We start from the raw sequence: 26,117 nt of genomic DNA, 5'->3' as shown, positions 1-26,117 counted from the left end.
TGCGGTGTGTCAGTCACCGGATATCTTGACTGAGCCACCGCATTCGCGAGCAAGCCCGCTCCCACACTGACCGCGTTACCCACTTGGAAGCGGTTAAACCCTGGCGGCAAACACCGCCTGATGCGCCCGGCATTGCTCGGCCGTCAACATGAACACGCCATGCCCGCCGCGCTGGAACTCCAGCCAGGCGAAGTCCACTTCGGGGTACAACGCCTCGACGTGAACCTGGCTGTTGCCCACTTCGACAATCAGCAAGCCCTTCTCGGTCAAGTGATCTGCCGCCTCGGCCAGCATCCGCCGAACCAGGTTCAAGCCGTCGTCACCACAGGCCAGGCCCAGCTCCGGCTCGTGCTGGTATTCATCCGGCATGTCGGCAAAGTCTTCGGCGTCGACATACGGCGGGTTGGACACGATCAGGTCAAAACGCTGGCCCGGCAAACCATCAAAGCCGTCGCCCTGAACGGTATACACGCGCTCATCGACGCCATGGCGCTCGATGTTCTGGTTGGCCACCTCCAGCGCTTCGAAGGACAGGTCGCCCAGTACCACTTCGGCGTCCTGGAACTCGTAGGCGCAGGCAATACCGATGCAACCGGAACCGGTGCACAGGTCCAGAATGCGTGCCGGCGGTGTGCCCAGCCACGGTTCGAAGCGGTTTTCGATCAGTTCGCCAATCGGTGAGCGGGGAATCAATACACGCTCATCAACGATAAACGACATGCCGCAGAACCAGGCTTCCTTCAACAGGTAAGCGGTCGGCACACGCTCGTGGATACGGCGGTGCAGCAACCGTTGCACATGGGAGATTTCCTCTTCTTCCAGGTTGCAATCCAGGTAACTGTCGGCAATTTCCCATGGCAGGTGCAAGGCGCCGAGCACCAGTTGCCGGGCTTCGTCCCAGGCGTTGTCGGTGCCATGGCCAAAAAACAGGTCTTCCCCATGGAAACGGCTGACGGCCCATCGGATGTGGTCGCGCAAGGTGCGCAGGCGGGAAGTGATCACGGGGGCAAGCTCCTGGAAAAAACGACCGGCGATTCTAACAGTCTTAAGCTGTACCGACGATGTACGAAAAAACCCTTTGCCGCACGTCGGATTTCATCTTAAACGTGGTTTTTGCCTAAACGTAGTGCCCTATTGACATCGCTGCACGCCAACAACGGCGTACCTTACGATGGTAGCGATTCACAGAAGCGCTCAGCCAGAGGACAATGTCACAAAAGCCCCACTCACAGGAGCCCCAGAATGTCCGTTCCAAAGACGATGTTTCAACTCAGCGGTCGTGGTTACGCAGCGGCGAACCTGAACCATGCGACCCTCGTGATCATCGACGCCCAGAAGGAATACCTCAGTGGTCCCCTCGCCCTCTCGGGCATGGACGCTGCTGTCGAAAATATCAAGCAACTGGCGGCTGCCGCGCGCAACGCCGGGCGCCCGATCGTGCATGTGCGCCACCTGGGCACTGTCGGCGGGTTGTTTGACCCTCAGGGCGAGCGCGGTGAGTTCATTCCTGGCCTTGAGCCACAGGCCGACGAAACCATCATCGGCAAGCTGCTGCCCAGCGCCTTCCACGGCACCGGCCTGGAGAAACACCTGCAAGACCTCGGTTCCCTGGACCTGATCGTCTGCGGCTTCATGAGCCACTCCAGCGTCAGCACCACGGTGCGTGCGGCAAAAAACCTGGGCTTTCGCTGCACCCTGGTGGAAGACGCCTGCGCCACCCGCGACCTGCCTTACAAGGGCGGCATCCTCAGCGCCGACCACGTGCAGCAGACTGAAATGGCCATCATGGCTGACAACTTCGCCACCCTCGCCTTGACCAAAGATCTGATCTGATCGACCTTCGATGAGCGGGTAGCCGCCCGCTCATCCGCAAATACCTGTCATTTGCTGCAATTGCCTCTGTACCCGGAACAACCTGTGTATCTTCCGGTCGAAGGGCCGATACCCTGGAGGAAAGGTCGGAATGAAGATATCCGATGGTTTTGATGCTCGTCGCTTGCGCCCCAAGGGCCCGAGCAACTGGCGTCTGCGCATCGGCGCCGGCTTTGCCGCGCTGTTGGCGATAGGTGGCGTACTACTGGCAATTGCTGGCGGCGCTGGTTTGGTTGGACACTCACCGGCCCTGGGCGAGCTGAATGCCAGCCCTGGCGGTTCTGCAATACTCTTGGTCATCGGCCTGCTGGTGCTGTGGTTCGGCGTATGGCTGTGGCGCCGTTGCCGTCGGCGCATGCGCCAACCGCTGTCACTGAACATCGCTTCGCACCTGATGAAAAAGCACGACTGATGGCGCACAGATAGCGTTTGTTGCGCATCAAGCCGCCGCGATTAGGTAAACTGCCCGCCCTTCGCGGAGGCTGACATGCAAGACGACGATTTTTCCCTATTCAAGAACGAGCTGCGCGGCGTCAAGCCGATCAAGCATGATCGCGCCGACACCGGCAAACCCAAGACCGATCGCGCCCAGATCGCCAAGCTGCGCCAGGCCGCGACCGTGCGCACGGACGCCACCACCGTGGACGGCCTGTCGGATCAATTCGTTATCGATGTAGGTCCCGAAGACGAGTTGATGTGGGCCCGCGACGGCGTGCAGGAAAGCCAGATGCGCAAGCTCAAGGTCGGCCAGATCCCGTTCGAGGGCAGTCTCGACCTGCACGGCATGACCGTCGAAAAAGCCCGCGAAACCCTCTGGGCGTTCCTCGCCGAAGCCACCAAATTCGAAATCCGCTGCGTGCGCGTCACCCACGGCAAGGCCGTGCGCCTGGACGGCAAGCGGCCGATGATCAAAAGCCACGTCAACACCTGGTTGCGCCAGCACTCCCAGGTGCTGGGTTTTACCTCATGCCAGCCACGTCACGGCGGCGCTGGGGCGGTGTATGTGATGCTCAAGCGCACCATGATGGAAGGCCGCGACGAGTAACAAGTGCCATCGTCAGGCTTGCAGCGATGTGTTGGCCGCCGTACCCTTGCCCTTTGCGAAAATCCCACTAGGTAGTTTCATGTCCCTGGAACAGAATTACACCGCGATCCTCGGCCAGCTCGGCGAGGACGTTTCCCGCGAGGGCCTGCTCGACACGCCAAAACGTGCCGCCAAGGCCATGCAGTATCTCTGCCGCGGTTATGAACAGACCCTTGAAGAAGTCACCAATGGTGCCTTGTTCAGCTCTGACAACAGCGAAATGGTGCTGGTCAAGGACATCGAGTTGTACTCGCTGTGCGAACACCACCTGCTGCCGTTCATCGGCAAGGCTCACGTCGCGTATATCCCGAGCGGCAAAGTGCTGGGCCTGTCGAAGGTCGCGCGTATCGTCGATATGTATGCCCGCCGCCTGCAGATCCAGGAAAACCTCAGCCGCCAGATCGCCGATGCGGTCCAGCAGGTCACCGGCGCCCTGGGCGTTGCAGTGGTGATCGAGGCCAAGCACATGTGCATGATGATGCGCGGTGTGGAGAAGCAGAATTCGTCGATGATCACGTCGGTGATGCTGGGTGAGTTCCGCGAAAACGCGGCGACCCGCAGCGAGTTTCTCAGCCTGATCAAGTAATACGCGGCACCTGGAAAAACCGGCGTTCATCGCCGGTTTTTTTCGCCTGTGAAAAATCAGGTAAGCTGCGCCCCCTTAAGTCTAGGGCAAGAGGTTTCAGCCATGTTCGTCAAAGCACTTCGAGTGGGCCTCGGCCACGTCATCATCGCCGGCGACTTCCTGACCCGTCCGCGCAAAAAGCAGCGCCCTGCCGAACAACAGGCGCAGGTGAACGCAGCGGCCAAGGACCTGACCCTGTATCAATTCCACGCCTGCCCGTTCTGCGTGAAGACCCGCCGCACCCTGCACCGCCTGAACGTGCCGGTGGCCTTGAAGGATGCGAAGAACAACGAGCAGGACCGCCAGACCCTGCTGGAGCAAGGCGGCAAGATCAAGGTGCCATGCCTGCGCATCGAAGAGAACGGCCAGACCACCTGGATGTACGACTCCAAGGTGATCATCGATTACCTCGACAAGCGGTTTGCGGCGGTCTGACAAACAGCGAGGATCCAGTGTGGGAGCGGGCTTGCTCGCGAAGGCGGAGTATCAGTCGCAGATGTATTGGCTGACACTCAGCCTTCGCGAGCAAGCCCGCTCCCACATTAGTTTGGTATTGCCAATTCAAGATCCAGTAACGCTGAGCCCAGGCACTTGCCATGGGCGTCCAGCGCCAGCGACCGCGTCACCCCGCCCCGCAGGATCCCCGGCAACACGAAGTTCAGTGCCTGCACATTGGGCAGTTCATAACGCCGCACCGGTGCGGCGCCCGCCTCCAGTAACGGCGCAAAAAACGCCGCTACCACCTCAGCCGTGAGTTGCTCGCAGAGCAGCGGATAGTCCTCGGACCGATACGCGATGATCGAGATGTTCGAGGTGTCGCCCTTGTCTCCCGTTCGGGAGTGGGCCAGGGTGTGCAGCTTCATGCTTCGATCCTCGGGTTGACCGCGTGACGAGGCAGCAGCAACGATGCCACCGCCACCACCTGGCGCAGGCTCTTGCTGGCGCCACCGCCGCCGGACGGGCCGTTGGTGTAGAGAGTTTCCACTTCATTGCCGACACGGACCGCCTCGCTGCGTTCTGCGCAGCGGGCGGCGATGCGCAGGCGCACTTCCCACGGTTCAACCGTGCTGCGCGGGCCGTGCAGGGAGTCGACGCCGATCAATTCGGCACGCACGTCCTGTATGCGCACGCCGGTCAACTCCAAGCGTTTCAGGACCACATCGCGAGCCAGTTGCGCACGAGCGACCGCGCCCGGGCCACCGTAGGAAATCTGCCCCTCACCGATCCAGCCGTCCAGATAACCGACGCTGACTTTCAACGCTTCGGGACGTGGCCGTCCGCTCGCGCCGTGGGCACGCACCCGGTCCACGGCTTCTTCGGTAAACGCCACCTGGGAAAAATCCGCGCACACGTCCGGTGTGAGGTAGGCCGCCGGGTCGTGCACTTCGTAGATCAATTGTTCGGTGCACGTGGCACGGCTGACCCGCCCACCGGAACCTGCGACCTTGGTGATCAAGACCTCGCCGTCTGGGTCAATCTCGGCCAGTGGAAAGCCAAGGCGTGCCAGATCGTCCACGTCCTTGAAACCCGGATCGGCAAAGTAGCCACCGCTGACCTGCCCCGCACATTCCAGTAAATGCCCCACCAGCGTGCCGCGCCCCAGCCGTTGCCAATCATCCGCAGCCCAGCCGAATTCGAACATCTGCGGCGCCAGGAACAACGAAGGGTCTGCCACCCGGCCGGTGATCACCACGTCGGCCTCGGCGCGCAAGGCGTCGATAATGCCGTCGGCGCCCAAATAGGCGTTCGCGGAAATCAATCGCTCGCCCAACGAGCCAAGGGTCTGACCGTTGTCGAGCAACTGCTCCGGCTGGGCACGCAAGGTCTCAAGCACGTCATCGCCAACCACCGCCAGCACCTTGAGGTTAAGCCCCAGTTCACTGGCAATCCGCCGCACTTCAACCGCCGCCGCCACCGGATTGGCCGCGCCCATATTGGTGATTACCCGCAGGCGCCGGCGCCCGTCGGGCTGGCCGACAAAGGGCAGCACGCGGCGCATGCGCTCACTCAACAGCGGGTCGTAACCGCCTTGTGGATCGCTGATCCGCGCCTGTTGCGCCAGGGCGATGGTGCGTTCGGCCAGGCATTCGAAGACCAGGTAATCCAGGTCGCCCTGTTCGGCCAATTCCACCGCAGGTTCGATACGGTCGCCGGAGTAGCCGGCACCGGAACCGATGCGCAAGGTTTTCATTTCAAATCACTCCAAGGAGCAAAGCCGTCAGGGTCATCAACACCGACGCGGCAAACAGAAAGGGGATGGTGAAGCGCTGGTGATCGGCCAATTCGATCTTGCACAGGCCCACCAACAGGAAGGTCGCAGGCGTCAACGGGCTGACCGGAAAGCCGGTGGTGTGCACGCCCAGCAACGAGGCCTGAGCCACTTGCAGCGGGTCGACGCCCAAGGCCTTGCCGACTTCGGCGATCACCGGCATCACGCCGAAGTAGTAGGAATCCGGGTCAAACAGCATGCTCAGCGGCATCGACAGGAAGCCCACCACCGCAGGGATCAACTTGCCGTGGCCCGCCGGAATCTGCGCCACCGCCACTTCGGCGATGGCCTTGAGCATGCCGGTGCCTTGCATGATGCCGGTGAACACACCGGCGGCGAGCAGGATGCTGGCCATGGTCAGGGCGGTTTTTGCGTGGGCGTCGATCCGCGCGCGCTGGGCGTCGACGTTCGGGTAGTTGATGCACAGCGCCACCACCGTGCCGAGCATGAACATCACCACCGGGTCGACCCAACCGGCGATCATCACCACCATCACCAGTACCGTCAGGACCAGGTTGACCCAGAACAGCCGCGGGCGACGCAGGGCAATGTCATCGTCGCTGAGCACCCGTTGCGGCACGGCGTCCACGCTGGAACCAGCGCCCAGGCCCAGGCGTTTTTCTTCCCGGTGGCCCAGCCACCAGGCGCAGGCGAATACAAAGACCAGGCCAACGATCTGCACCGGGATCAGCGGCTGGAACAAGTCCGCCACCGGCACGTGCAGCGCAGCCGAGGAACGCAGTACCGGGCCGGTCCACGGCAGGAAGTTGACCCCGGCCGCCATCGCCGCCACACACGCGAGGATGCGTTTATCAATTCCCAGCCGCGTGTACAGCGGCAGCATCGCCGGCACCGTCACCAGGAAGGTCACCGCGCCGGAGCCGTCGAGGTGCACCAGCAGGGCCAGGGTCGCGGTACCGACGACAATCCTTGTAGGACGCGTCCCTACCGTGCGCAGGATGCGATCAATGATTGGATCCAGCATGCCGGCATCGGTCATGATCCCGAAGAACAGGATCGCGAACACAAACATCCCCACCACGGGGGCGACGTTCTTGATGCCGGTGATGATGAAGGCGCTGGTTTGCAGGCCGAAACCGCCCAGCAGCGCGGCGATGATCGGCAAGGCAATCAGGGCCACCAGTGGCGACAGGCGTTTGCTCATGACGGCAGTGAGCAGGCACAGGATGGTGATGACACCCAGGGTAGCGAGCATGGGGTAGCTCCAGAACGGCGTTTTCGGCCGGTTATTGTTTTCCCTGGAGTATTGGAATCGCGTTAGGCTTTGTAAATTGGAATATTCGGCACCCCACATTCGAAAAAACAAAACGCCCGAGCAAAATAAAAATGAAAAATTCGATCCAGCATATCCAGGCGTTTCTCGCCGTTGCCCGCACGGGCAGTTTTACCAAGGCTGCCAACGAACTGCATTTGTCGCCCTCGGCGCTGACCGTGCAGGTGCAACAACTGGAGGAATGGCTGGGCGTCGCGCTGCTCGACCGCAGCCCGCGCCACGTCAGCATCACCGCCGCCGGGCTGGATGCACGCGGGCCGATGGAGAAATTGCTGCTGGACCTGGACAACATCGTCACCGGCTCCCGTGACCTGGCGGCGCTACGTCGAGGCGTGGTGACCATCACCGCCCTGCCCTCCGTGTGCGCCGGCGCGTTGCCTCCCGCCCTGCGCCTGTTTCGCGAGCGTTTTGCCGGGATCGAGGTGCGCTTGCATGACCTGGTTGCTCACCGCATTCATGCGCAAGTGCGTTCGGGCGAGGTGGATTTCGGTATTGGTGTGCGGGCGCGGCTGAGCCACGGGTTGGGGTTTGTACCGGTGCTGAATGATCGGTTATGTGCGTTCGTGCCGCTGGATCATCCGCTGACTCGTTTTGCAAAGTTGAGCCTGGAGCAACTGGCCGACCAGCCGATCATCCTCACCGGCCGCGACAGCAGCGTGCGGGAACAGGTGGACGCGTTGTTCGATGAAACACGCCTGACGATGCTCGCGGGGATGGAGGCCAACTACATGTCGACCGTGTTGGCGTTGGTGCGGCAGGGCTTGGGGATCCGTGTGTTGCCGGAATCGGCGGCGGACAGTCTGGAGGGGTTGAAGCGGATTACCATTGATCATCCGGGGGTGAACCGGGAGATCGGGTTGATCAGTCGCAGTGGACAGCCGTTGAGCCCAGCGGCGCAGCGCTGTTTTGAGTTGCTCAGTGAAGAATTACCTGGCGCACCGCAAAACTAAATGTGGGAGCGGGCTTGCTCGCGAAGGCGGTGGGTCAGCCAATACATGTGCTGACTGGTACACCGCCTTCGCGAGCAAGCCCGCTCCCACATTACCGCATTTCAGCCCAGCATCGGCACATGCTTGGGATGGCTGGCCACGCGCTTCAACCACGCCTGCACGCCTGGATAGGCGCTCAGGTCAAAGCCACCTTCATCCGCCACATGGGTGTAGGCATACAGCGCCACGTCGGCAATCGAGAATTGGTCGCCCACCAGATACGGTGTCAATTGCAACTGGCGCTCCATCACCTTCAGGGCTTTATAACCGCCCTTGTGCAGCTTCTTATATTCCTCCAGGCGATCTTCCGGCAGCCCCAGGTAAAACTGGATAAACCGCGCCACCGCGATGTATGGCTCGTGGCTGTACTGCTCGAAAAACTGCCACTGCAGAACCTGGGTGCGCAGGCGCGGTTCGCTGGGCAGGAACTCGCTGCCATCGGCCAGGAAGTTGAGAATCGCATTGGACTCCCACAGGCAGGTGCCGTCTTCCAGCTCCAGCACCGGGATCTTGCCGTTGGGGTTCTTGGCCAGGAACTCCGCGGTCTGGGTGTCGCCCTTCAGGATGTCGACATCGATCCACTCATAGTCGATGCCCAACAGGCTGAGCATGAGTTTGACTTTGTAGCAGTTGCCCGATTTGTAATCGCCGTAGACCTTGTACATGGAGGCTCCCCTATGCCGCTTGCGCGTGCTGTGCTTGACGGACCACCGCAGCGAGACGCTTGAGACCTTCGTCCAAGCGCGCCGGGTCGATATGGCTGAAATTGAGCCGCAGGTGACCGTGATGATTGTCCGGCTCGGAAAAGAACGGTTCACCGGGCATGAACGCGATGTCCTGGTCGAGCGCAGGTGCCAACAAGGTGCGGGTATCGAGCGGCTGTTTCAAGGTCAGCCAGAAGAATAATCCGCCCTGGGGTATTTGCCAGTCGGCCAGGTCGCTGAAATGCCGCGCCAGTGCAGCCTGGAAAGCGTCGCGCCGGCCTCGGTAAAAGCTGCGCAACTCTACCAGGTGATGCTGGTATTTCTCGGTGCCGATCCATTGCATCGCCTGCCACTGGCCAACGCGGTTGGTGTGCAGGTCGGCTGATTGCTTGAGTTTGAGCAGGTGCGGGAACAGGTCCGGACTGGCGATCAGGTAGCCGACCCGCAGGCCGGGCAACAAGGTCTTGGATACGGTGCCGGTGTAGATCCAGCTGGCCTTTTTCAGCCGACTGACGATGGGTTGTGCGCTGCCGCCGTCGAAGGTCAGTTCGCGGTAGGGTTCGTCTTCGATCAGGGTTACGCCAAACTCGTCCAGCAACGCGGCGACGGCCTCGCGCTTGGCATCGCTGTAGCGCACCGCCGAAGGGTTCTGGAACGTCGGGATCAGGTAGACGAAGGACGGGCGATGCTGCTCAAGGCTGCTGCGCAAGGCTCTGAGGTCCGGACCGTCCGCCTCAAGCTGTACGGTCAGGCAATCGGCGCCGAACAATTGGAAAATCTGCAATGCCGCAAGGTAAGTCGGGCCTTCCAGGAGGATTTTGGTGCCCTTGTCGATGTACAGCTTGGCCGCCAGGTCCAGGGTTTGCTGGGAGCCGCTGACCACCATGACCTGGCGCGCATCGCAGGCAATACCCAGCACCCGCGCCTCGGCCGCCAGCAATTCACGCAACTGTGGCTCGCCTTCGCTCATGCCGTATTGGCCGATATTCAGCGGCATGCCTTCCCAATCCAGCGTGGGCAGCATCACTTCGGCCGGCAGGCCACCGGCGAAGGACATCACCTGCGGCTTTTGCGCCGCCGCGAGGATCTCACGGATCAGGGAGCTTTTAAGACGCGAAACACGTTCTGAGAAGGCCATAAGGGTCACCGGTAGCAAAGCTTGGGGAAAATACGTCAAACTGCTTGACCGAAATTACGACGACTTGGGCAGATACGTCAATATGCTTGACCTTAAAAACCAGACCAGCCAGCAAACCGCCATGGAAGCCTTCTTCTTCGGCTACCAGGCGTTCACCGCCAAGGCTGACGAAATGCTGGAGCGCCGCGGCTTGAGCCGGGTGCATCAACGCATCGTGTTTTTTATCGCGCGCTACCCGGCCTTGAGCGTCAAGGAGCTGCTGGAACTGCTCGGCGTGAGCAAACAGGCGCTGAACATGCCGTTGCGCCAACTGCAGGAGATGCACCTGGTGGACAGCGTGGCGTCCGAGACCGACAAGCGTAAGCGCCTGCTGGAGTTGACCGAGGAAGGCCGGCGTTTCGAACAATCGCTGCGGCGCGAACAGGTAAAGCTGCTGCAACGGGCGTTTGCCGAGGCAGGCGAGACGGCGGTAGAAGGCTGGCTGGCGGTAAACAAGGCACTCAGTGGCCAATCCTGAATTGCCTTTCATCCCCTTTCGCACACAAAATAGAAAACATTATTTGCTTTATTTGTATACAAAAGCATAATTCGCTTCGTGCGAGTTCCTGACCTATTGGTCAACAAAACCCGCTGGTACCTCAAAGCGCTGCTGCCCACTCATGTGTCCGGCGCTGGAAATAACAATAAAACTCTTGAGGAGTACTTGCTGTGGAAAGCCGCAAATCCGAAGCCCCTACGCTCGACCTCTCGCCAACCCACAACGGTTGGCTGGAACGCCTGTTCAAACTCCGCTTGCATGGCACCACAGTGAAGACCGAGCTGATCGCTGGCCTCACGACCTTTATCACCATGGCCTACATCATCTTCGTCAACCCCAACATCATGGCCGACGCCGGCATCGATCACGGCGCGGCGTTTGTCGCCACCTGCATCGCCGCCGCGCTGGGTTGCCTGCTGATGGGCCTGTACGCCAACTGGCCAGTAGGCCTGGCGCCGGGCATGGGCCTGAACGCGTTTTTCACCTACACCGTGGTCGGGACCATGGGCTACAACTGGGAGACGGCACTGGGTGCGGTGTTTATCTCCGGTGTGTTGTTCATGATCCTGACGCTCTCACGCATTCGCGAGTGGCTGCTCAACAGCATTCCGGTGAGCCTGCGCCATGCCATGGGCGCCGGCGTCGGATTGTTTCTCGGGGTGATCGGCCTGAAAACCGCCGGCATCATCGTGCAAAGCCCGGCCACCCTGATCAAGCTCGGCTCCCTGCATGAACCCGCCCCATTGCTGGCGGCCATCTGCTTCCTGTTGATTGCGATCCTCAGCTACCACCGGGTATTCGGCGCGATCCTGATCAGCATCATCGCCGTGACCCTCGCCGGTTGGGGCCTGGGCCTGGTGGAGTACCACGGCATCCTGGCCACCCCGCCAAGCCTGGCGCCGACCTGGATGGCCATGGACGTGATGGGCGTGTTCAACGTCAGCATGATTAGCGTGGTGTTCGCCTTCCTGTTTGTGCACATGTTCGACACCGCCGGCACCCTGATGGGCGTGGCCCAGCGCGCAGGCCTGGTGAATGCCGACGGCAAGATCGAAAACCTCTCCCGCGCCCTGAAAGCCGACAGCGCCTCCAGCGTGTTCGGCGCCATGGTCGGCGTGCCGCCAGTCACCAGTTACGTGGAAAGCGCCGCCGGGGTTGCCGCTGGTGGCCGCACCGGGCTGACGGCGGTTACGGTTGGCGTGTTGTTTATCGCAGCGATGTTTTTTGCCCCGCTGGCTGGCATGATTCCGGCCTATGCCACCGCCGGCGCGTTGATTTATGTGGCGATGCTGATGATGAGCGGCATGGCCCATATCAATTGGGACGACGCCACCGACAGCATTCCGGCGATCGTCACGGCGATCATGATGCCCCTGACCTTCTCGGTGGCCGACGGCATCGCCCTGGGTTTCATCACCTACGTGGCGCTGAAGGCCGGCACGGGTAAACACAAGGAAATTTCCATCAGCCTGTGGGTGCTTTGCGCGATCTTCATCGCCAAGTTCGCGTTCCTGTAGGCCAACCCGCTTGACCCTGCCTCACCCCGTCGGGTGGGGCTTTTGTACGAATGGAGGAATGCAATGAGTCTGGAAACCTGGCTGCTGTTCAGCGGCGCTGCGCTGGTGGTGATCCTGATCCCCGGCCCCCTGTCCTTGCTGATGATCAGCAACAGCCTGAACTACGGCCTGCGCCGTTCGTACCCGGCCTTTCTCGGCGGGGTGATTGCTTCGATCTGCCTGCTGAGCGCCTCGGCGCTGGGTTTGGGTGCGTTGTTGCTGGCATCGGAACAGCTGTTCAGCGCCCTGAAGATCGTCGGCGCGCTGTACCTGTTCTACCTCGCCTGGCAGAGCTGGCAGCAATCCCGGCAACCGGCCCACGTCGCCGACGTACCGCAAGTGGCCGCCACCCCGCGTTTTCGTGCGCTGTTTGGCCGGGCCTTTGTGCTGGGCGCCAGCAACCCGAAGGACATCCTGTTTTTCGCCGCCTTCCTGCCGCAATTCCTCAGTGCCCAGCAGGCCTTTTTGCCGCAGTTGCTGATCATGATCGCCACCTGGACCGTGCTCGACCTGCTGTGCAAACTGGCCTACGGCCTCGGCGCCCATGGTGCCGCGCGCTACCTGCGCAGCGGCAGGGGCCAGAGCTGGTTCAACCGGATCAGCGCAGGCTTGTTCACAGGCGCCGGCGCTGCGTCGCTATTGAGCCGCTGAAGATCCAGCCCCGATCGCACTGAAGATCGGGGCCGCCTTTATGGTGCAATCAGCAGGCGAAAAAAAGCCCGCAGTGTGAGCGGGCGAAAAACCAACGAAGAGCTTTGGGGGTAGCGCGGTGACGACTCAGCTACCGCGATAGGTGGAGTAGCTGTAAGGCGAAATCAGCAAAGGTACGTGGTAGTGATCCTGTTCGGCGCTGATGCCGAAGCGCAGCACCACCACATCGAGAAATGCAGGTTCGGGCAGTTGCACACCGCGGGCGCGGTAGTAATCACCGGCGCTGAACTGCAACTGATAGACACCGCTGCGGTAGTCATCACCTTGCAGCAGGGGTGCATCGCAGCGGCCGTCGCTGTTGGTCAGGGTGCTGGCGACCAGCTCAAGCTGTGCGCCCTCGACACGGTACAACTCAACCTTTATTGCGCTGCCAGGGCAGCCATGCGCGGCGTCCAATACGTGTGTGGTCAAACGTCCCATAGCGTCTGCGCGCCTCCCGAAGTCAGTAAAAAGTGAAAGACCGCACCTTTTCAGGTCACTGAAAAAGTCGGCGATGGCTGATTAAGACACTTTTCAAAAAAATTGTACACAATAAATTCAACAAGCCTGCGTTCCGTTGCTGACACCGATACTGTAGGAGCGAGCTTGCTCGCGAAGATCGTTAACGATAACGCAGCGCTTCAGGGTTAACGAGGCGCTCTCAGGTTTTTCGCGAGCAAGCTCGCTCCTACAGTGAATGAGGTTTTTTTCAATTTAGCTGACCAGTCAGGCAGGTTTCTTGCAGTGCTATTCTGCAAAGACCCTGCGGAAAAAATGCAGAAATACAGGCTTACAAAGTGCACACTAAGTTGTATACAATCAGTCATCGTTGTGACGCCACCCAGTCTTTCCGCTGCCCGGCCGCCACACACACCGCTACCACGAACAAGAAGGAAGACTGCAGTGAGCGCTGACTACCCACGCGACCTGATCGGTTACGGCAGTAACCCTCCTCACCCACACTGGCCGGGCAAGGCCCGTATCGCCCTGTCGTTCGTACTCAACTACGAAGAAGGTGGTGAGCGCAACATCCTGCACGGCGACAAAGAGTCGGAAGCCTTCCTGTCCGAGATGGTCTCGGCGCAACCGCTGCAAGGCGAGCGCAACATGAGCATGGAGTCGCTGTACGAATACGGCAGCCGTGCCGGCGTGTGGCGCATCCTCAAGTTGTTCAAGGAATTCGATATCCCGCTGACCATCTTCGCCGTGGCCATGGCCGCCCAGCGCCACCCGGATGTGATCCGCGCGATGGTCGCCGCCGGCCACGAGATCTGCAGCCACGGCTACCGCTGGATCGACTACCAATACATGGATGAGGCCCAGGAACGCGAGCACATGCTCGAAGCGATCCGCATCCTCACCGAACTCACCGGCGAGCGCCCACTGGGCTGGTACACCGGGCGCACCGGCCCCAACACCCGGCGGCTGGTGATGGAGGAAGGCGGCTTCCTCTATGACTGCGACACCTATGACGACGACCTGCCCTACTGGGAACCCAACAACCCGACCGGCAAGCCGCACCTGGTGATCCCCTACACCCTGGACACCAATGACATGCGCTTCACCCAGGTCCAGGGTTTCAACAAGGGCGACGACTTTTTCGAATACCTGAAAGACGCCTTCGACGTGCTGTATGCCGAAGGCGCGGACGCACCGAAAATGCTCTCCATCGGCTTGCACTGCCGCCTGATCGGCCGCCCGGCACGCCTGGCCGCCCTCAAGCGGTTTATCGAATACGCCAAGGGCCATGATCAGGTGTGGTTCACCCGCCGCGTCGACATCGCCCGTCACTGGCATGACGTACACCCTTTCCAGGGAGCCGCCAAATGACCGCGTTCCAAACCCTGAAACCGTCGACCCTGAGCCGCGACGAATTCGTGAAAGCCTTCGCCGACATCTACGAACATTCGCCATGGGTGGCCGAAAAGGCCTTCGACCTGGGCCAGGACGCTTCGATCGACGAGATTGAAACCCTGCACCAGCGCATGAGCGACATCCTGTTGAGCGCCGATCACACCAGTCAACTGGCCCTGATCAACGCTCACCCGGACCTGGCGGGCAAAGCGGCCGTCCAGGGCCAGTTGACCGAAGCCAGCACTAATGAACAGGCTGGCGCCGGTATTCACCAATGCTCGAGCGACGAGTTTTCGCGCTTCACCGAGCTGAACGATGGCTACAAGGCCAAGTTCAAGTTTCCCTTCATCATGGCGGTAAAAGGCAGCAACCGGCACCAGATCCTTGCCGCGTTTGAAACGCGCATTCACAACTCGGTGGAAGCCGAGTTCAAATGCGCGCTGGCCGAGATCAATAAAATCGCGTTGTTCCGATTACTGACCCTTTAGCAGACCTGGCCCGAGCGATTCATGAACGCCCAGGGCCTGGCGAGCATCCCAAGCCACTTACTTTAAGGCAGACAAGAAGAATGAAAGCGCAACCCGTACCTTTCGAAAAGTTCGTCAACCTGGCCGACGCCCGCCTGGGCACCAAGATCATCTCTGTCACCGATGACTGGTTCGCCGACGCCAACCGTCTGTTCCAGCCGACCCCGGCCGTGTGGAAGGAGGGCGTTTTCGATGACAACGGCAAGTGGATGGACGGCTGGGAGTCGCGCCGCAAGCGCTTCGAAGGCTACGACAGCGCCGTGATCCGCCTGGGCGTACCGGGTTCGATCAAAGGCGTGGACATCGACACTTCATTCTTCACCGGCAACTTCCCGCCATCGGCGTCCCTGGAAGCCTGCTTCCTGGCGTCCGGCGAGCCGGATGACAACACCCAATGGGTTGAAGTGCTGTCGGCGGTGGAGCTGCAAGGCAACAGCCATCACTTCCACGAGATCAACAACGACCAGGCCTTCAGCCACCTGCGTTTCAACATCTACCCGGATGGTGGCGTGGCCCGTCTGCGTGTGTACGGCATTCCGTTCCGCGACTGGTCGGCGGTGGGCGACAACGAACAGGTGGACCTGGCTGCTGCATTGAACGGCGGCCGCGCACTGGCCTGCTCCGATGAACACTTCGGGCGCATGAGCAACATCCTCAACCCGGGCCGTGGCATCAACATGGGCGATGGCTGGGAAACTGCTCGTCGTCGTACGCCGGGCAATGACTGGGTGATCGTCGCACTGGGCCACCCGGGCGAGATCGAGAAGATCGTGGTCGACACCCTGCACTTCAAGGGCAACTACCCGGACACTTGCTCGATCCAGGGCGCATTCGTGAAGGGCGGCACCGACAGCCAGATCGAAACCCAATCGCTGTTCTGGCGCGAACTGCTGCCGGCGCAGAAACTGGAAATGCACGCTGAACACACATTTGCCGAGCAGATCAAGGCGCTGGGCCCGATCACCCACATTCGTCTGAATGTGTTCCCGGATGGTGGTGTGAGCCGCCTGCGGGTTCTCGGTAAGGTCTCGAAGTAACACCCGATCGTTCCCACGCTCTGCGTGGGAATGCATACCGTGACGCTCTGCGTCACAAGAGCGGACGCAGAGCGTCCAGGGCGGCGTTCCCACGCAGAGCGTGGGAACGATCCATACACAAGATTAAGAAGACAGCCATGCGCACACTGATGATCGAACCCCTGACCAAAGAAGCCTTCGCCCCTTTCGGAGACGTTATCGAAACCGATGGCAGCGATCACTTCATGATCAACAACGGGTCGACCATGCGCTTTCATAAACTGGCGACGGTTGAAACCGCCACGCCAGAAGATAACGCGATCATCAGCATCTTCCGCGCCGACGCGCAGGACATGCCGCTGACCGTGTGCATGCTGGAACGACACCCGCTGGGCAGCCAGGCTTTCATCCCGCTGCTCGGCAACCCCTTTCTGATCGTGGTCGCGCCACTTGGCGATGAACCTGTATCGGGCTTGGTCCGCGCCTTCGTTACCAACGGCAGGCAGGGCATTAATTACCATCGCGGCGTCTGGCACCACCCGGTGCTGACGATCGAAAAGCGGGATGACTTCCTGGTGGTTGATCGCAGTGGCACAGGCAATAACTGCGATGAGCATTTTTTTAAAGAGGATGAGCGGTTGATCCTCGCCCCCCACCAATAAGAGAAGGTCTGATCACTCGACGACAGAGTGACAGGCGAGAGGTAAAGACTGTGGAAGCACATTTGATGGAATGGCTGAACCTGAGCGTGCGCTGGGTTCACATGATCACTGGCGTCGCCTGGATCGGCGCTTCGTTCTACTTCGTCTGGCTGGAAAACAACCTCAACCGCGTCAACCCCAAGGACGGCCTCGCCGGTGACTTGTGGGCGATCCACGGTGGCGGTATCTACCACCTGGAAAAATACAAACTGGCCCCACCGACCATGCCGGACAACCTGCACTGGTTCAAATGGGAAGCCTACTTCACCTGGATGTCCGGCATCGCGCTGCTGTGCGTGGTGTTCTACGCCAACCCGACCTTGTACCTGCTGGCCCCGGGCAGCAGCCTCAGCGGTCCGGAAGGTGTGTTGCTGGGCCTCGGCTCGCTGCTGGCCGGCTGGTTCATCTACTCCTTTCTGTGCGACTCGGCACTGGGCAAGCGCCCCGCCCTGCTCGGCCTGATCCTGTTCGTGCTGTTGATTGCCGCCGCGTACGGCTTCAGCAAGGTGTTCAGCGGTCGTGGTGCGTACCTGCACGTGGGCGCCGTGATCGGCACCATCATGGTGGGCAACGTGTTCCGCATCATCATGCCGGCCCAGCGTGCGCTGGTGGCGGCCATCGCCGAAAACCGCACGCCCGACCCGGCACTGCCGGCCAAGGGTTTGCTGCGTTCGCGCCACAACAACTACTTCACCTTGCCGGTGCTGTTCATCATGATCAGCAACCACTTCCCGAGCACCTACGGCAGCCAATACAACTGGCTGATCCTGGCGGGCATCGCGGTGGCGGCGGTGTTGGTGCGTCACTACTTCAACACCCGTCACAACAGCCAGAAATACGCCTGGACCTTGCCGGTGGGCGCACTGGCAATGATTTGCCTGGCCTACGTGACCGGCCCAAAACCGGTGGCGACTGCACCGGAAGTGGCCAAGGCGCCAGCGGCCATCGAGTACCAGCCGCTGCCGGAAACGGCGTTGGGTGGCGGGCTTAAACCGGCTGCTCCAGTGGCACCGGCACCTGCACCGGCACCTGCCGAAGCAGCACCGGCCCAGGCCTCGATTGATTTTGACAAGGTCCACGGGGTGATCCAGGAGCGCTGCGCGGTGTGCCATTCGGCCAAACCGACAAGCCCGCTGTTCAGCACCGCACCGGCCGGGGTGATGTTTGATACGCCGCAGCAGATCCAGCAAATGGCCCCGCGCATCCAGGCACAGGCCGTGGCCAGCCAGATCATGCCGCTGGGCAATATCACCCAGATGACCCAGCAGGAACGGGACTTGATTGGCACCTGGATCACTCAGGGGGCGCGTACCAACTGACTGATTAACGCAGGACTAGTGTGGGAGCGGGCTTGCTCGCGAATGCGGTGTGTCATTCAACACTTCAGGTGACTGAACCACCGCGTTCGCGAGCAAGCCCGCTCCCACATGGGATCTGCGGTGTGCTTTGACGAATGAGTTCCACCCGGCAATTGAATGCCGAACAACACAACAATAAAAAGATCCGAGGTGTTGCATGTCCCAGCTAGAAACGCAGACTCCTGCCGCGCCCGCCATGGTGCGGCTGCCCCTCTTGCAACTGATTCTGGTAGGCCTGCAACACGTCTTGCTGATGTACGGTGGCGCCGTCGCCGTGCCTTTGATCATCGGCCAGGCCGCGGGCCTGAGCCGTGAAGAAATCGCCTTCCTGATCAACGCCGACCTGCTGGTGGCGGGCATCGCAACCATGGTCCAGTCCTTCGGTATCGGCCCGGTAGGCATTCGTATGCCGGTGATGATGGGCGCCAGTTTCGCCGCTGTCGGCAGCATGGTGGCCATGGCCGGCATGCCCGGCATCGGTCTGCAGGGGATCTTCGGTGCGACCATCGCCGCCGGTTTTTTCGGCATGGTGATCGCGCCGTTCATGTCCAAGGTCGTGCGCTTCTTTCCACCGCTGGTGACCGGTACCGTGATCACCGCCATTGGTCTTTCGCTGTTTCCCGTCGCGGTCAATTGGGCCGGCGGTGGCGCAGCGGCGTCCACGTTTGGCTCACCGATTTACCTGGCGATTGCCGCGCTGGTGCTGGCCACCATCCTGCTGATCAACCGTTTCATGCGCGGCTTCTGGGTGAATATCTCGGTGCTGATCGGCATGGCCCTCGGCTACGGGCTGTGCGGGATGATCGGCATGGTCGACCTCAGCGGCCTGGCGCGCGCCCCGTGGGTGCAAGTGGTGACGCCACTGCATTTCGGCATGCCCAAGTTCGAGTTGGCACCGATCCTGTCGATGTGCCTGGTGGTGGTGATCATCTTCGTCGAGTCCACCGGGATGTTCCTCGCCCTGGGCAAGATCACCGGCCAGGAAGTCACGCCGAAAATGCTCCGCCGTGGCCTGTTGTGTGACGCCGGCGCATCGTTTTTTGCCGGGTTCTTCAACACCTTCACCCACTCCTCGTTCGCGCAGAACATCGGCCTGGTGCAGATGACCGGCGTGCGCTGCCGTTCGGTGACGATCGTGGCCGGCGCGTTCCTGATTGTGCTGAGCCTGCTGCCCAAGGCCGCCTTTTTGGTAGCGTCGATTCCACCCGCAGTGCTGGGCGGGGCGGCGATTGCCATGTTCGGCATGGTGGCAGCCACCGGGATCAAGATCCTCCAGGAAGCCGACATTGCCGACCGTCGTAACCAGTTGCTGGTGGCGGTGAGTATCGGCATGGGATTGATCCCGGTGGTACGTCCCGAATTCTTTGCACAGTTGCCGCTATGGATGAGCCCGATCACTCACAGCGGCATCGCCATGGCCACGATCAGCGCGCTGTCGCTGAACCTGTTATTCAACATCCTGGGTGGCGCCGAACGCGCTGCCCCAAGCGCTCACGCACACCCACATTGATTCCTGCGTCACAACAAAAACAATAACGATCAGGGAACACACCATGTACGCCATTCACCCGTGGCCGGCCACGCGCCGTGCCCCATTCTCGCCCCGCGCGCTCTTTAACGGCGCACTTGAGCACAGGCCTGGGAGTCAGTATTCTCGGCGCCCGCTCAAATCGACTCAAAAAAAAACAGCGAATGTAAAAGCTGACTGCAAGGCCAACTTATCCCGGCCCCACGTCCGCAGCCAACGTGTGCAAAAACTCTCCGAATTCGACTGTGTTCATCACAGCCGACGGGGATTTTTTGGCTTTTTAAACACCTTGGCGCAGCTCTTGCTAAAAGCATCAAAGCTGACCGAACAGACGATTTTTGCGGCAAGCCAAAAGACGCCACACCAGAGCGTCCGCTTAGAAAAAAAACCAGAAACCTTTACCTCGGGAGCAACCGAATGAAACGTACCGTGAACAGCCTGATGCTGGCAGGATCCCTGCTGGCCGGGGGCCAGGCCATGGCCGGTGATCTGCTGCAGTGGCAGAACAACAGCCTGACTTATCTGTGGGGCAAGAACTTCACTGTTAACCCGCAGATCCAGCAAACCGTGACCTTCGAACACGCCGATGCGTGGAAGTACGGCGACAACTTCTTCTTCCTCGACCGCATCTTTTACAACGGCAAGGAAGACGGCAATGTCGGCCCAAGTACTTACTACGGCGAGTTCAGCCCACGCTTGTCGTTCGGCAAGATTTTCGACAAGGACTTGTCGTTCGGTCCGATCAAGGACGTGTTGCTGGCGTTCACTTACGAGCTCGGCGAAGGCGACAACGAGTCGTACTTGCTCGGCCCGGGCTTCGACCTGGCAATCCCTGGTTTCGACTACTTCCAGCTGAACTTCTACCAGCGCCAGACCGAAGGCAATCGCTCGGGTGACGGCGTATGGCAGATCACACCGGTGTGGTCGTACACGATCCCGGTGGGCAACTCCAATGTGCTGATCGACGGCTTCATGGACTGGGTGGTGGATAACGACAAGAACGCCCGCGGCACTTACCACGCCAACCTGCACTTCAACCCGCAGATCAAATATGACCTGGGCAAGGCGTTGCATTGGGGCGAGAAGCAGTTGTATGTCGGTATCGAATACGACTACTGGAAGAACAAGTACGGGATCCAGGACAGCGGCGCGTTCGAGACCAACCAGGACACTGCGAGCCTGTTGGTGAAGTACCACTTCTAACCACACCGCCTATCCTCTGTATGTGGGAGCGGGCTTGCTCGCGAATACGGTGGGTCAGTCAATACATCTGGCGACTGACACACCGCATTCGCGAGCAAGCCCGCTCCCACATTCAGTCCGGTGTCAGGCCTAGAAACCGCTGCAACTCTTCGCGCTTGGCCAGCGCATCCCGCCTTCCCAATTCGATCAATTCGCTGCAATACCCCGCCTCGAACAGCAGGTAGCTGAGCACTCCCGCGCCACTGGTTTTGGTCGCCCCCGGCCCGCGCAGAAACAGGCGCAATGCCGCCGGCAATTCCTGGCGGTGACGTGCCGCGATTTCGTCGATTGGCTGACTGGGAGCGATCACCAATACTTCCACTGGCGCCAAACCTTGTATCGCCGCGTTGGCCGGCAACACGTGGCTGAACTGGTTCAGGCGCTCGAGCAATTCGATATCGCTTTCCAGGCTGTCGATGAACGTGCTGTTGAGCATGTGCCCGCCGATCTGCGCCAACGTCGGCTCCTGGCCGGTGAAGGTGCGCGCCGGGTTCGATGGATCGTTACCACGCGGGTTGCCACTGACCCCCACCACCAGCACGCGGCTGGCGCCCAGGTGCAACGCAGGACTGATCGGCGCCGACTGGCGCACCGCCCCGTCACCAAAATATTCCTGGCCGAGTTTGACCGGCGCAAACAGCAACGGAATCGCCGAGCTGGCCAGCAAGTGTTCAACGGTCAATTGGGTGGGAATGCCGATGCGCCGATGCCGCAACCAGGCATCGATGGTGCCGCCGCCCTGATAGAAGGTCACGGCTTGCCCGGACTCGTACCCGAACGCGGTCACCGCCACAGCATGAAGGTGTTTCTCGCGGATCGACTGCGCGATGCCTTCCAGGTGCAGTTTGTCGCGCAACAAGTCCCGCAGCGGCGAACTGTTGAGCAGCGCCACTGGCACCTGCGCCCCCATCCCCAGCAAGCTGTGGATAAGGAATCGACTGGCCTGGCTGATCACCCCGGGCCAGTCGCTGCGCAGCACCAGGTGGCTGCGAAAGCCCTGCCAGAAGGCGGTCAGGCGCTGGATGGCGGCGGTAAAGTCCATGGCGCCACTGGCCAGGCTCACTGCATTGATCGCCCCGGCCGAGGTGCCGACGATCACCGGAAACGGATTGGCCGCGCCCGGCGGCAACAGCTCGGCTATCGCCGCCAGTACCCCCACCTGATAGGCGGCCCGCGCCCCGCCGCCGGAAAGAATCAAGCCTGTGACCGGTTCAGCTGGGCGCATTGCATCACTCCATGGTGCTTGGGGACTTCAGATCAACGGCGGCGTTTTTCATACAGTTTAGGTTCACCTGGCGGCCGGCTCTTGAAGCGGCGGTGCGTCCACAGGTATTGCTCGGGGCATTCGCGCACGGAGGCTTCGACCCACTGGTTGATGCGCAGGCAATCGATCTCGTCGGTTTCACCGGGGAAGTCGGTCAGCGGCGGATGGATCACCAGGCGATAACCGCTGCCGTCGGCCAGGCGCTCCTGGGTGAACGGCACCACCAGAGCCTTGCCCAGGCGGGCGAACTTGCTGGTGGCGGTCACGGTGGCGGCCTGAATGCCGAACAATGGCACGAAGATACTTTGCTTGGCGCCGTAGTCCTGGTCCGGTGCGTACCAGATCGCACGACCGGCCCGCAGCAGCTTGAGCATGCCGCGCACGTCTTCGCGCTCTACGGCCAGGGAGTCGAGGTTGTGCCGCTCGCGGCCACGGCGCTGGACGAAATCGAACAAGGGGTTGCCGTGCTCGCGGTACATGCCGTCGATGGTGTGCTTCTGCCCGAGCAAGGCGGCGCCGATTTCCAGGGTGGTGAAATGCAGGGCCATGAGGATCACGCCCTTGCCTTCCAGTTGCGCCTGCTTGAGGTGCTCCAGCCCTTCGACATGGGCCAGGCGCGCCAGGCGCGGCTTGGACCACCACCAGCTCATGGCCATCTCGAAGAACGCGATGCCGGTGGAGGCAAAGTTTTCCTTGAGCAAATGTTTACGCTCTTTAGCGGACTTTTCCGGGAAGCACAGTTCCAGGTTTCGTGCGGCGATACGTCGACGTTCACCGGCCACCCGGTACATTCCCGCCCCCAAGGCACGGCCAATCCCCAGTAAAGCCCGGTACGGCAACTGCACAATCAGCCACAGCAAACCCAGCCCCAGCCATAACAGCCAGAAGCGCGGATGAAAAAATACAGCTCGAAAACGCGGGCGATCCATTCAAGATTCCGGTAAAGACAACGGCCGCGCATTCTACAACGGTTCGACCCGGCTTGCGGCTAGCGGATGTTCTCGTTATAAGTCTCGACACTTTTCGTGACAAGCCGCTTTGCCGACCATGAGCCAAACCGAACCGCTAGACCAAGATCCCGTGTTCCAGTTGAAAGGCAGCATGCTCGCCATTACCGTGCTGGAACTGGCCCGCAACGACCTTGATGCCCTGGACCGCCAGCTCGCCGCCAAGGTCGCCCTGGCGCCGAACTTCTTCAACAATGCACCGCTGGTGCTGGCCCTGGACAAGCTCCCGGCCGGCCAGGGCGCGGTCGACCTGCCCGGGCTGATGCGCGTGTGCCGCCAGCATGGCCTGCGCACCCTGGCGATCCGTGCCAGCCGTATCGAAGACATCGCCGCGGCAATCGCCATTGAACTGCCAGTACTGCCGCCGTCGGGTGCCCGCGAGCGTCCGCTCGACCCGTTGGTCGGCGAAGAGAAGAAAAAACCGGAGAAACCGCCGGAGCCGACGATCAAGCCGACAAAGATCATCACCTCTCCCGTACGGGGCGGGCAGCAGATTTACGCCCAGGGTGGCGACCTTGTCGTCATCGCCCCGGTCAGCCCGGGGGCGGAACTTCTCGCCGATGGAAACATCCATGTATACGGCCCCATGCGTGGTCGTGCCCTGGCCGGCATAAAAGGTGACACCAAGGCCCGTATTTTTTGCCAGCAGTTGACCGCTGAGCTAGTGTCCATCGCAGGCCAGTACAAGGTTTCGGAAGATTTGCGCCGCGATCCGCTGTGGGGGGCCGGGGTACAAGTCAGCCTGTCGGGCGATGTGTTGAACATCGTTCGTCTTTAACGGATACTGCCGCATTTTCCAAGCATCTCTGGACTCTGATAGCACAGCGAAAACGGCAAAACTTGTGTAGGAATAATTTTAAGGTGGGGTTTGCCCAGGCAAACCGTGCTTTCTCCTACAAGAGCTGCCCGCCTGCAGCGAGTGACAAGAGATGTTTTTCAGGGACTAAAAAGTCCTTTTTCCTTAGGGGTGAAACACCTTGGCCAAGATTCTCGTGGTTACATCCGGCAAGGGTGGTGTGGGTAAGACCACCACCAGCGCCGCTATCGGTACCGGCCTCGCTCTGCGCGGCCACAAGACAGTTATCGTCGACTTCGACGTCGGCTTGCGTAACCTCGACCTGATCATGGGCTGTGAACGCCGCGTGGTTTACGACTTCGTCAACGTCGTCAATGGCGAAGCCAACCTGCAACAGGCCCTGATCAAGGACAAGCGCCTTGAGAACCTGTATGTACTGGCCGCCAGCCAGACCCGCGACAAAGACGCGCTGACCAAGGAAGGCGTGGGCAAGGTCCTCGCCGAACTGAAGGAAACCTTCGAATACGTGGTGTGCGATTCCCCGGCGGGTATCGAGACCGGTGCTCACCTGGCGATGTACTTCGCCGACGAAGCCATCGTCGTGACCAACCCTGAAGTCTCCTCGGTACGTGACTCGGACCGCATGCTCGGCCTGCTGGCCAGCAAGTCCCAGCGCGCCGAGAAAGGTGAAGATCCGATCAAGGAACACCTGCTGCTGACCCGCTACAACCCTGAGCGCGTCAGCAATGGCGAAATGCTCGGCGTTGAAGACGTGAAGGAAATCCTCGCCGTGACCCTGCTGGGTGTGATCCCGGAATCCCAGGCCGTCCTGAAGGCATCCAACCAAGGTGTGCCGGTGATTCTTGACGACCAGAGCGACGCCGGCCAGGCGTACAGCGATGCGGTAGATCGCTTGCTGGGCAAGACCGTGGAACATCGCTTCCTCGATGTTAAGAAGAAGGGATTCTTCGAGCGTATCTTTGGAGGCAACTAAACAATGAAATTTCTCGACTTCTTTCGCGCCAACAAAAAGCCAAGTACCGCGTCGGTAGCGAAAGAGCGTCTACAGATCATCGTGGCGCACGAACGCGGCCAACGCAGCACCCCGGATTACCTGCCAGCCCTGCAGAAGGAACTGGTGGAAGTGATCCGCAAGTACGTCAACATCGGTAACGATGACGTGCATGTCGCCCTGGAAAATGACGGCAGCTGCTCGATTCTGGAACTCAATATCACCCTGCCTGATCGTTGATCGAAAAGGCGGTCGCCACGGCGGCTCGGTTACCTGGCTCCCCTCACGGGGCCGGGTGAGCGAGCCGCCGTTGGCGTTTGTTACGAGGCTGTTTTAATGCCGTTGTCCAATGTCCATATCCTTCATCAGGACGCTGCTGTCCTGGTGGTGAACAAGCCTACCCTGCTGCTCTCGGTGCCCGGTCGCGCCGACGACAACAAGGACTGCCTGATCACCCGCCTGCAGGAAAACGGCTATCCCGAAGCCCGCATCGTCCATCGCCTGGACTGGGAAACGTCCGGGATCATCCTGCTGGCCCGAGACGCGGATACCCACCGTGAACTGTCCCGCCAGTTTCATGACCGGGAAACCGAAAAGGCCTACACCGCACTCTGTTGGGGCCAACCGGAACTGGACAGCGGCAGCATCGACTTGCCCTTGCGCTACGACCCACCGACCAAGCCACGGCACGTGGTGGACCACGAGTTCGGCAAGAACGCGCTGACCTTCTGGAAAGTCCTGGAGCGTTGCGGCGACTGGTGCCGGGTTGAGCTGACACCGATCACCGGCCGCTCACATCAACTGCGCGTGCATATGCTGTCCATCGGGCATCCGTTGCTGGGCGATGGCTTGTACGCCCATGAACAGGCCTTGGCTGCCTGGCCACGCCTGTGTCTGCACGCCAGCATGTTGAGCTTCACCCATCCCCAGAGCGGCGAGCGTCTGCGCTTCGAGTGCCCCGCGCCGTTTTAACCTGTAAACGCAATTAAAATGTGGGAGCGGGCTTGCTCGCGAATGCGGTGGATCAGTTAGCTCATTCGGCGACTGACACAC

Annotated in this window: 30 protein-coding genes; 21 read left to right on the top strand and 9 right to left on the bottom strand. The window is 60.7% G+C overall.

What is annotated here, in order from left to right; genetic code table 11:
• Nucleotides 1-93: 93 nt before the first annotated feature.
• The gene (gene prmB / locus AC3WKX_RS08870) at nucleotides 94-1,002 is read right to left on the bottom strand and encodes a 50S ribosomal protein L3 N(5)-glutamine methyltransferase (protein WP_003213129.1); all 909 of its coding nucleotides are present in this window, start codon (nucleotides 1,000-1,002) and stop codon (nucleotides 94-96) included.
• A 240-nt stretch (nucleotides 1,003-1,242) separates the two neighbouring features.
• Here prmB and AC3WKX_RS08865 point away from each other — a divergent pair, with 240 nt between their 5' ends.
• The 5 genes from AC3WKX_RS08865 (at nucleotide 1,243) to AC3WKX_RS08845 (ending at nucleotide 4,016) form a co-directional block, all read left to right on the top strand.
• Nucleotides 1,243-1,833 carry a cysteine hydrolase family protein gene (locus AC3WKX_RS08865; protein WP_008433198.1) on the top strand — a complete coding sequence of 197 codons (591 nt, stop codon included), beginning with the start codon at nucleotides 1,243-1,245 and terminating at the stop codon, nucleotides 1,831-1,833.
• Nucleotides 1,834-1,963: 130 nt separating this feature from the next.
• A complete protein-coding gene (locus AC3WKX_RS08860) occupies nucleotides 1,964-2,284 on the top strand; it encodes a hypothetical protein (protein ID WP_003213133.1) in 321 nt (106 codons plus the stop codon).
• 75 nt (nucleotides 2,285-2,359) lie between these two features.
• Nucleotides 2,360-2,917, top strand: coding sequence for a Smr/MutS family protein (locus tag AC3WKX_RS08855; protein ID WP_003213135.1), 558 nt, complete (start codon nucleotides 2,360-2,362; stop codon nucleotides 2,915-2,917).
• Nucleotides 2,918-2,996: 79 nt separating this feature from the next.
• The gene (gene folE, locus AC3WKX_RS08850) at nucleotides 2,997-3,542 is read left to right on the top strand and encodes a GTP cyclohydrolase I FolE (protein WP_003204506.1); all 546 of its coding nucleotides are present in this window, start codon (nucleotides 2,997-2,999) and stop codon (nucleotides 3,540-3,542) included.
• Nucleotides 3,543-3,644: 102 nt separating this feature from the next.
• A complete protein-coding gene (locus tag AC3WKX_RS08845) occupies nucleotides 3,645-4,016 on the top strand; it encodes a glutathione S-transferase N-terminal domain-containing protein (protein WP_063031984.1) in 372 nt (123 codons plus the stop codon).
• A 107-nt stretch (nucleotides 4,017-4,123) separates the two neighbouring features.
• Here the strand turns inward: AC3WKX_RS08845 and AC3WKX_RS08840 are convergent, their stop codons facing one another.
• From AC3WKX_RS08840 to AC3WKX_RS08830, 3 genes are read right to left on the bottom strand one after another with little or no spacing between them, the layout of a single operon-like run.
• Nucleotides 4,124-4,444: an AtuA-related protein gene (locus tag AC3WKX_RS08840; protein ID WP_102605283.1), complete on the bottom strand. Its 321-nt coding sequence runs from the start codon at nucleotides 4,442-4,444 to the stop codon at nucleotides 4,124-4,126.
• Nucleotides 4,441-5,772 carry an acyclic terpene utilization AtuA family protein gene (locus tag AC3WKX_RS08835; protein ID WP_102605284.1) on the bottom strand — a complete coding sequence of 444 codons (1,332 nt, stop codon included), beginning with the start codon at nucleotides 5,770-5,772 and terminating at the stop codon, nucleotides 4,441-4,443. Before AC3WKX_RS08835 ends, AC3WKX_RS08840 begins: the two co-directional genes overlap by 4 nt.
• A 1-nt stretch (nucleotide 5,773) precedes the next feature.
• Nucleotides 5,774-7,066, bottom strand: a complete 1,293-nt coding sequence (locus AC3WKX_RS08830; RefSeq protein WP_003213142.1) for a CitMHS family transporter — start codon at nucleotides 7,064-7,066, stop codon at nucleotides 5,774-5,776.
• Nucleotides 7,067-7,197: 131 nt separating this feature from the next.
• On the opposite strand from AC3WKX_RS08830, the gene AC3WKX_RS08825 reads away from it, so the two are divergent.
• A complete protein-coding gene (locus AC3WKX_RS08825; protein ID WP_102605285.1) occupies nucleotides 7,198-8,094 on the top strand; it encodes a LysR family transcriptional regulator in 897 nt (298 codons plus the stop codon).
• 101 nt (nucleotides 8,095-8,195) lie between these two features.
• Here the strand turns inward: AC3WKX_RS08825 and AC3WKX_RS08820 are convergent, their stop codons facing one another.
• Together AC3WKX_RS08820 and AC3WKX_RS08815 are read right to left on the bottom strand one after the other, a co-directional pair.
• Nucleotides 8,196-8,798, bottom strand: coding sequence for a glutathione S-transferase family protein (locus AC3WKX_RS08820; RefSeq protein ID WP_008432197.1), 603 nt, complete (start codon nucleotides 8,796-8,798; stop codon nucleotides 8,196-8,198).
• 10 nt (nucleotides 8,799-8,808) lie between these two features.
• Nucleotides 8,809-9,975 (bottom strand): aminotransferase-like domain-containing protein, encoded by a 1,167-nt coding sequence (locus AC3WKX_RS08815; RefSeq protein ID WP_003212839.1) that lies wholly within the window; start codon nucleotides 9,973-9,975, stop codon nucleotides 8,809-8,811.
• 82 nt (nucleotides 9,976-10,057) lie between these two features.
• Between AC3WKX_RS08815 and AC3WKX_RS08810 the strand changes: the two genes are divergently transcribed.
• From AC3WKX_RS08810 to AC3WKX_RS08800, 3 genes are all read left to right on the top strand, one after another.
• The gene (locus AC3WKX_RS08810; RefSeq protein ID WP_003212841.1) at nucleotides 10,058-10,492 is read left to right on the top strand and encodes a MarR family winged helix-turn-helix transcriptional regulator; all 435 of its coding nucleotides are present in this window, start codon (nucleotides 10,058-10,060) and stop codon (nucleotides 10,490-10,492) included.
• A gap of 191 nt (nucleotides 10,493-10,683) precedes the next feature.
• On the top strand, nucleotides 10,684-12,030 hold the full coding sequence (locus AC3WKX_RS08805; protein WP_003212843.1) for an NCS2 family permease: 1,347 nt from the start codon (nucleotides 10,684-10,686) through the stop codon (nucleotides 12,028-12,030).
• A 63-nt stretch (nucleotides 12,031-12,093) separates the two neighbouring features.
• A complete protein-coding gene (locus AC3WKX_RS08800; RefSeq protein ID WP_008432192.1) occupies nucleotides 12,094-12,720 on the top strand; it encodes a LysE family translocator in 627 nt (208 codons plus the stop codon).
• Between the two features lie 126 nt (nucleotides 12,721-12,846).
• Here AC3WKX_RS08800 and uraH read toward each other — a convergent pair whose 3' ends face one another.
• A complete protein-coding gene (gene uraH / locus AC3WKX_RS08795) occupies nucleotides 12,847-13,200 on the bottom strand; it encodes a hydroxyisourate hydrolase (RefSeq protein WP_003209117.1) in 354 nt (117 codons plus the stop codon).
• A gap of 462 nt (nucleotides 13,201-13,662) precedes the next feature.
• On the opposite strand from uraH, the gene puuE reads away from it, so the two are divergent.
• The 8 genes from puuE to AC3WKX_RS08755 all read left to right on the top strand — a co-directional run bounded on the left by puuE (nucleotide 13,663) and on the right by AC3WKX_RS08755 (nucleotide 20,946).
• Nucleotides 13,663-14,589: an allantoinase PuuE gene (gene puuE, locus AC3WKX_RS08790; RefSeq protein ID WP_008432189.1), complete on the top strand. Its 927-nt coding sequence runs from the start codon at nucleotides 13,663-13,665 to the stop codon at nucleotides 14,587-14,589.
• Nucleotides 14,586-15,101, top strand: coding sequence for a 2-oxo-4-hydroxy-4-carboxy-5-ureidoimidazoline decarboxylase (uraD, locus tag AC3WKX_RS08785; protein WP_102606293.1), 516 nt, complete (start codon nucleotides 14,586-14,588; stop codon nucleotides 15,099-15,101). Before puuE ends, uraD begins: the two co-directional genes overlap by 4 nt.
• A gap of 80 nt (nucleotides 15,102-15,181) precedes the next feature.
• Nucleotides 15,182-16,177 carry an allantoicase gene (gene alc / locus AC3WKX_RS08780; RefSeq protein ID WP_003209112.1) on the top strand — a complete coding sequence of 332 codons (996 nt, stop codon included), beginning with the start codon at nucleotides 15,182-15,184 and terminating at the stop codon, nucleotides 16,175-16,177.
• Between the two features lie 137 nt (nucleotides 16,178-16,314).
• Entirely contained in the window at nucleotides 16,315-16,818 is a 504-nt protein-coding gene (locus AC3WKX_RS08775) for an ureidoglycolate lyase (RefSeq protein ID WP_003209110.1), read from the top strand.
• Nucleotides 16,819-16,868: 50 nt separating this feature from the next.
• Nucleotides 16,869-18,176 carry a urate hydroxylase PuuD gene (locus AC3WKX_RS08770; protein ID WP_102606292.1) on the top strand — a complete coding sequence of 436 codons (1,308 nt, stop codon included), beginning with the start codon at nucleotides 16,869-16,871 and terminating at the stop codon, nucleotides 18,174-18,176.
• A gap of 196 nt (nucleotides 18,177-18,372) precedes the next feature.
• Nucleotides 18,373-19,725, top strand: coding sequence for a nucleobase:cation symporter-2 family protein (locus AC3WKX_RS08765; RefSeq protein WP_087694784.1), 1,353 nt, complete (start codon nucleotides 18,373-18,375; stop codon nucleotides 19,723-19,725).
• A 43-nt stretch (nucleotides 19,726-19,768) separates the two neighbouring features.
• Entirely contained in the window at nucleotides 19,769-20,164 is a 396-nt protein-coding gene (locus tag AC3WKX_RS08760; protein ID WP_146013743.1) for a hypothetical protein, read from the top strand.
• Complete coding sequence (locus tag AC3WKX_RS08755) at nucleotides 20,161-20,946, top strand: outer membrane protein OmpK (protein WP_102606291.1); 786 nt, start codon at nucleotides 20,161-20,163, stop codon at nucleotides 20,944-20,946. Before AC3WKX_RS08760 ends, AC3WKX_RS08755 begins: the two co-directional genes overlap by 4 nt.
• Before the next feature lie 112 nt (nucleotides 20,947-21,058).
• On the opposite strand, the gene AC3WKX_RS08750 is transcribed toward AC3WKX_RS08755, so the two are convergent.
• On the bottom strand, nucleotides 21,059-22,210 hold the full coding sequence (locus tag AC3WKX_RS08750) for a patatin-like phospholipase family protein (RefSeq protein WP_087694783.1): 1,152 nt from the start codon (nucleotides 22,208-22,210) through the stop codon (nucleotides 21,059-21,061).
• 32 nt (nucleotides 22,211-22,242) lie between these two features.
• Nucleotides 22,243-23,178 (bottom strand): lipid A biosynthesis lauroyl acyltransferase, encoded by a 936-nt coding sequence (locus AC3WKX_RS08745; protein WP_003209101.1) that lies wholly within the window; start codon nucleotides 23,176-23,178, stop codon nucleotides 22,243-22,245.
• 118 nt (nucleotides 23,179-23,296) lie between these two features.
• Here AC3WKX_RS08745 and minC point away from each other — a divergent pair, with 118 nt between their 5' ends.
• The 4 genes from minC to AC3WKX_RS08725 all read left to right on the top strand — a co-directional run bounded on the left by minC (nucleotide 23,297) and on the right by AC3WKX_RS08725 (nucleotide 26,036).
• Entirely contained in the window at nucleotides 23,297-24,034 is a 738-nt protein-coding gene (gene minC / locus AC3WKX_RS08740; protein ID WP_003209099.1) for a septum site-determining protein MinC, read from the top strand.
• Between the two features lie 199 nt (nucleotides 24,035-24,233).
• Nucleotides 24,234-25,046: a septum site-determining protein MinD gene (gene minD, locus AC3WKX_RS08735; RefSeq protein WP_003209098.1), complete on the top strand. Its 813-nt coding sequence runs from the start codon at nucleotides 24,234-24,236 to the stop codon at nucleotides 25,044-25,046.
• Nucleotides 25,047-25,049: 3 nt separating this feature from the next.
• On the top strand, nucleotides 25,050-25,304 hold the full coding sequence (gene minE / locus AC3WKX_RS08730; RefSeq protein WP_003175252.1) for a cell division topological specificity factor MinE: 255 nt from the start codon (nucleotides 25,050-25,052) through the stop codon (nucleotides 25,302-25,304).
• Between the two features lie 96 nt (nucleotides 25,305-25,400).
• Complete coding sequence (locus tag AC3WKX_RS08725; RefSeq protein WP_008432172.1) at nucleotides 25,401-26,036, top strand: RluA family pseudouridine synthase; 636 nt, start codon at nucleotides 25,401-25,403, stop codon at nucleotides 26,034-26,036.
• Nucleotides 26,037-26,117: the final 81 nt, after the last annotated feature.

The organism is Pseudomonas sp. GP01-A4, assembly GCF_058780865.1.
Note: the sequence above shows the minus strand (reverse complement) of the source record. Positions and strands in the feature narration are given on the sequence as shown.

Coding starts and splice junctions, on each gene's coding strand:
- AC3WKX_RS08825 (WP_102605285.1), top strand. CDS start 7,198: ATGAAAAATTCGATCCAGCATATCCAGGCGTTTCTCGCCGTTGCCCGC.
- AC3WKX_RS08855 (WP_003213135.1), top strand. CDS start 2,360: ATGCAAGACGACGATTTTTCCCTATTCAAGAACGAGCTGCGCGGCGTC.
- AC3WKX_RS08750 (WP_087694783.1), bottom strand. CDS start 22,210: ATGCGCCCAGCTGAACCGGTCACAGGCTTGATTCTTTCCGGCGGCGGG.
- AC3WKX_RS08830 (WP_003213142.1), bottom strand. CDS start 7,066: ATGCTCGCTACCCTGGGTGTCATCACCATCCTGTGCCTGCTCACTGCC.
- AC3WKX_RS08815 (WP_003212839.1), bottom strand. CDS start 9,975: ATGGCCTTCTCAGAACGTGTTTCGCGTCTTAAAAGCTCCCTGATCCGT.
- AC3WKX_RS08765 (WP_087694784.1), top strand. CDS start 18,373: ATGTCCCAGCTAGAAACGCAGACTCCTGCCGCGCCCGCCATGGTGCGG.
- minC (WP_003209099.1), top strand. CDS start 23,297: ATGAGCCAAACCGAACCGCTAGACCAAGATCCCGTGTTCCAGTTGAAA.
- alc (WP_003209112.1), top strand. CDS start 15,182: ATGAAAGCGCAACCCGTACCTTTCGAAAAGTTCGTCAACCTGGCCGAC.
- AC3WKX_RS08845 (WP_063031984.1), top strand. CDS start 3,645: ATGTTCGTCAAAGCACTTCGAGTGGGCCTCGGCCACGTCATCATCGCC.
- AC3WKX_RS08860 (WP_003213133.1), top strand. CDS start 1,964: ATGAAGATATCCGATGGTTTTGATGCTCGTCGCTTGCGCCCCAAGGGC.
- AC3WKX_RS08820 (WP_008432197.1), bottom strand. CDS start 8,798: ATGTACAAGGTCTACGGCGATTACAAATCGGGCAACTGCTACAAAGTC.
- AC3WKX_RS08835 (WP_102605284.1), bottom strand. CDS start 5,772: ATGAAAACCTTGCGCATCGGTTCCGGTGCCGGCTACTCCGGCGACCGT.
- AC3WKX_RS08760 (WP_146013743.1), top strand. CDS start 19,769: ATGTACGCCATTCACCCGTGGCCGGCCACGCGCCGTGCCCCATTCTCG.
- uraD (WP_102606293.1), top strand. CDS start 14,586: ATGACCGCGTTCCAAACCCTGAAACCGTCGACCCTGAGCCGCGACGAA.
- AC3WKX_RS08865 (WP_008433198.1), top strand. CDS start 1,243: ATGTCCGTTCCAAAGACGATGTTTCAACTCAGCGGTCGTGGTTACGCA.
- uraH (WP_003209117.1), bottom strand. CDS start 13,200: ATGGGACGTTTGACCACACACGTATTGGACGCCGCGCATGGCTGCCCT.
- AC3WKX_RS08745 (WP_003209101.1), bottom strand. CDS start 23,178: ATGGATCGCCCGCGTTTTCGAGCTGTATTTTTTCATCCGCGCTTCTGG.
- AC3WKX_RS08755 (WP_102606291.1), top strand. CDS start 20,161: ATGAAACGTACCGTGAACAGCCTGATGCTGGCAGGATCCCTGCTGGCC.
- AC3WKX_RS08810 (WP_003212841.1), top strand. CDS start 10,058: ATGCTTGACCTTAAAAACCAGACCAGCCAGCAAACCGCCATGGAAGCC.
- AC3WKX_RS08775 (WP_003209110.1), top strand. CDS start 16,315: ATGCGCACACTGATGATCGAACCCCTGACCAAAGAAGCCTTCGCCCCT.
- minE (WP_003175252.1), top strand. CDS start 25,050: ATGAAATTTCTCGACTTCTTTCGCGCCAACAAAAAGCCAAGTACCGCG.
- AC3WKX_RS08800 (WP_008432192.1), top strand. CDS start 12,094: ATGAGTCTGGAAACCTGGCTGCTGTTCAGCGGCGCTGCGCTGGTGGTG.
- folE (WP_003204506.1), top strand. CDS start 2,997: ATGTCCCTGGAACAGAATTACACCGCGATCCTCGGCCAGCTCGGCGAG.
- AC3WKX_RS08725 (WP_008432172.1), top strand. CDS start 25,401: ATGCCGTTGTCCAATGTCCATATCCTTCATCAGGACGCTGCTGTCCTG.
- AC3WKX_RS08840 (WP_102605283.1), bottom strand. CDS start 4,444: ATGAAGCTGCACACCCTGGCCCACTCCCGAACGGGAGACAAGGGCGAC.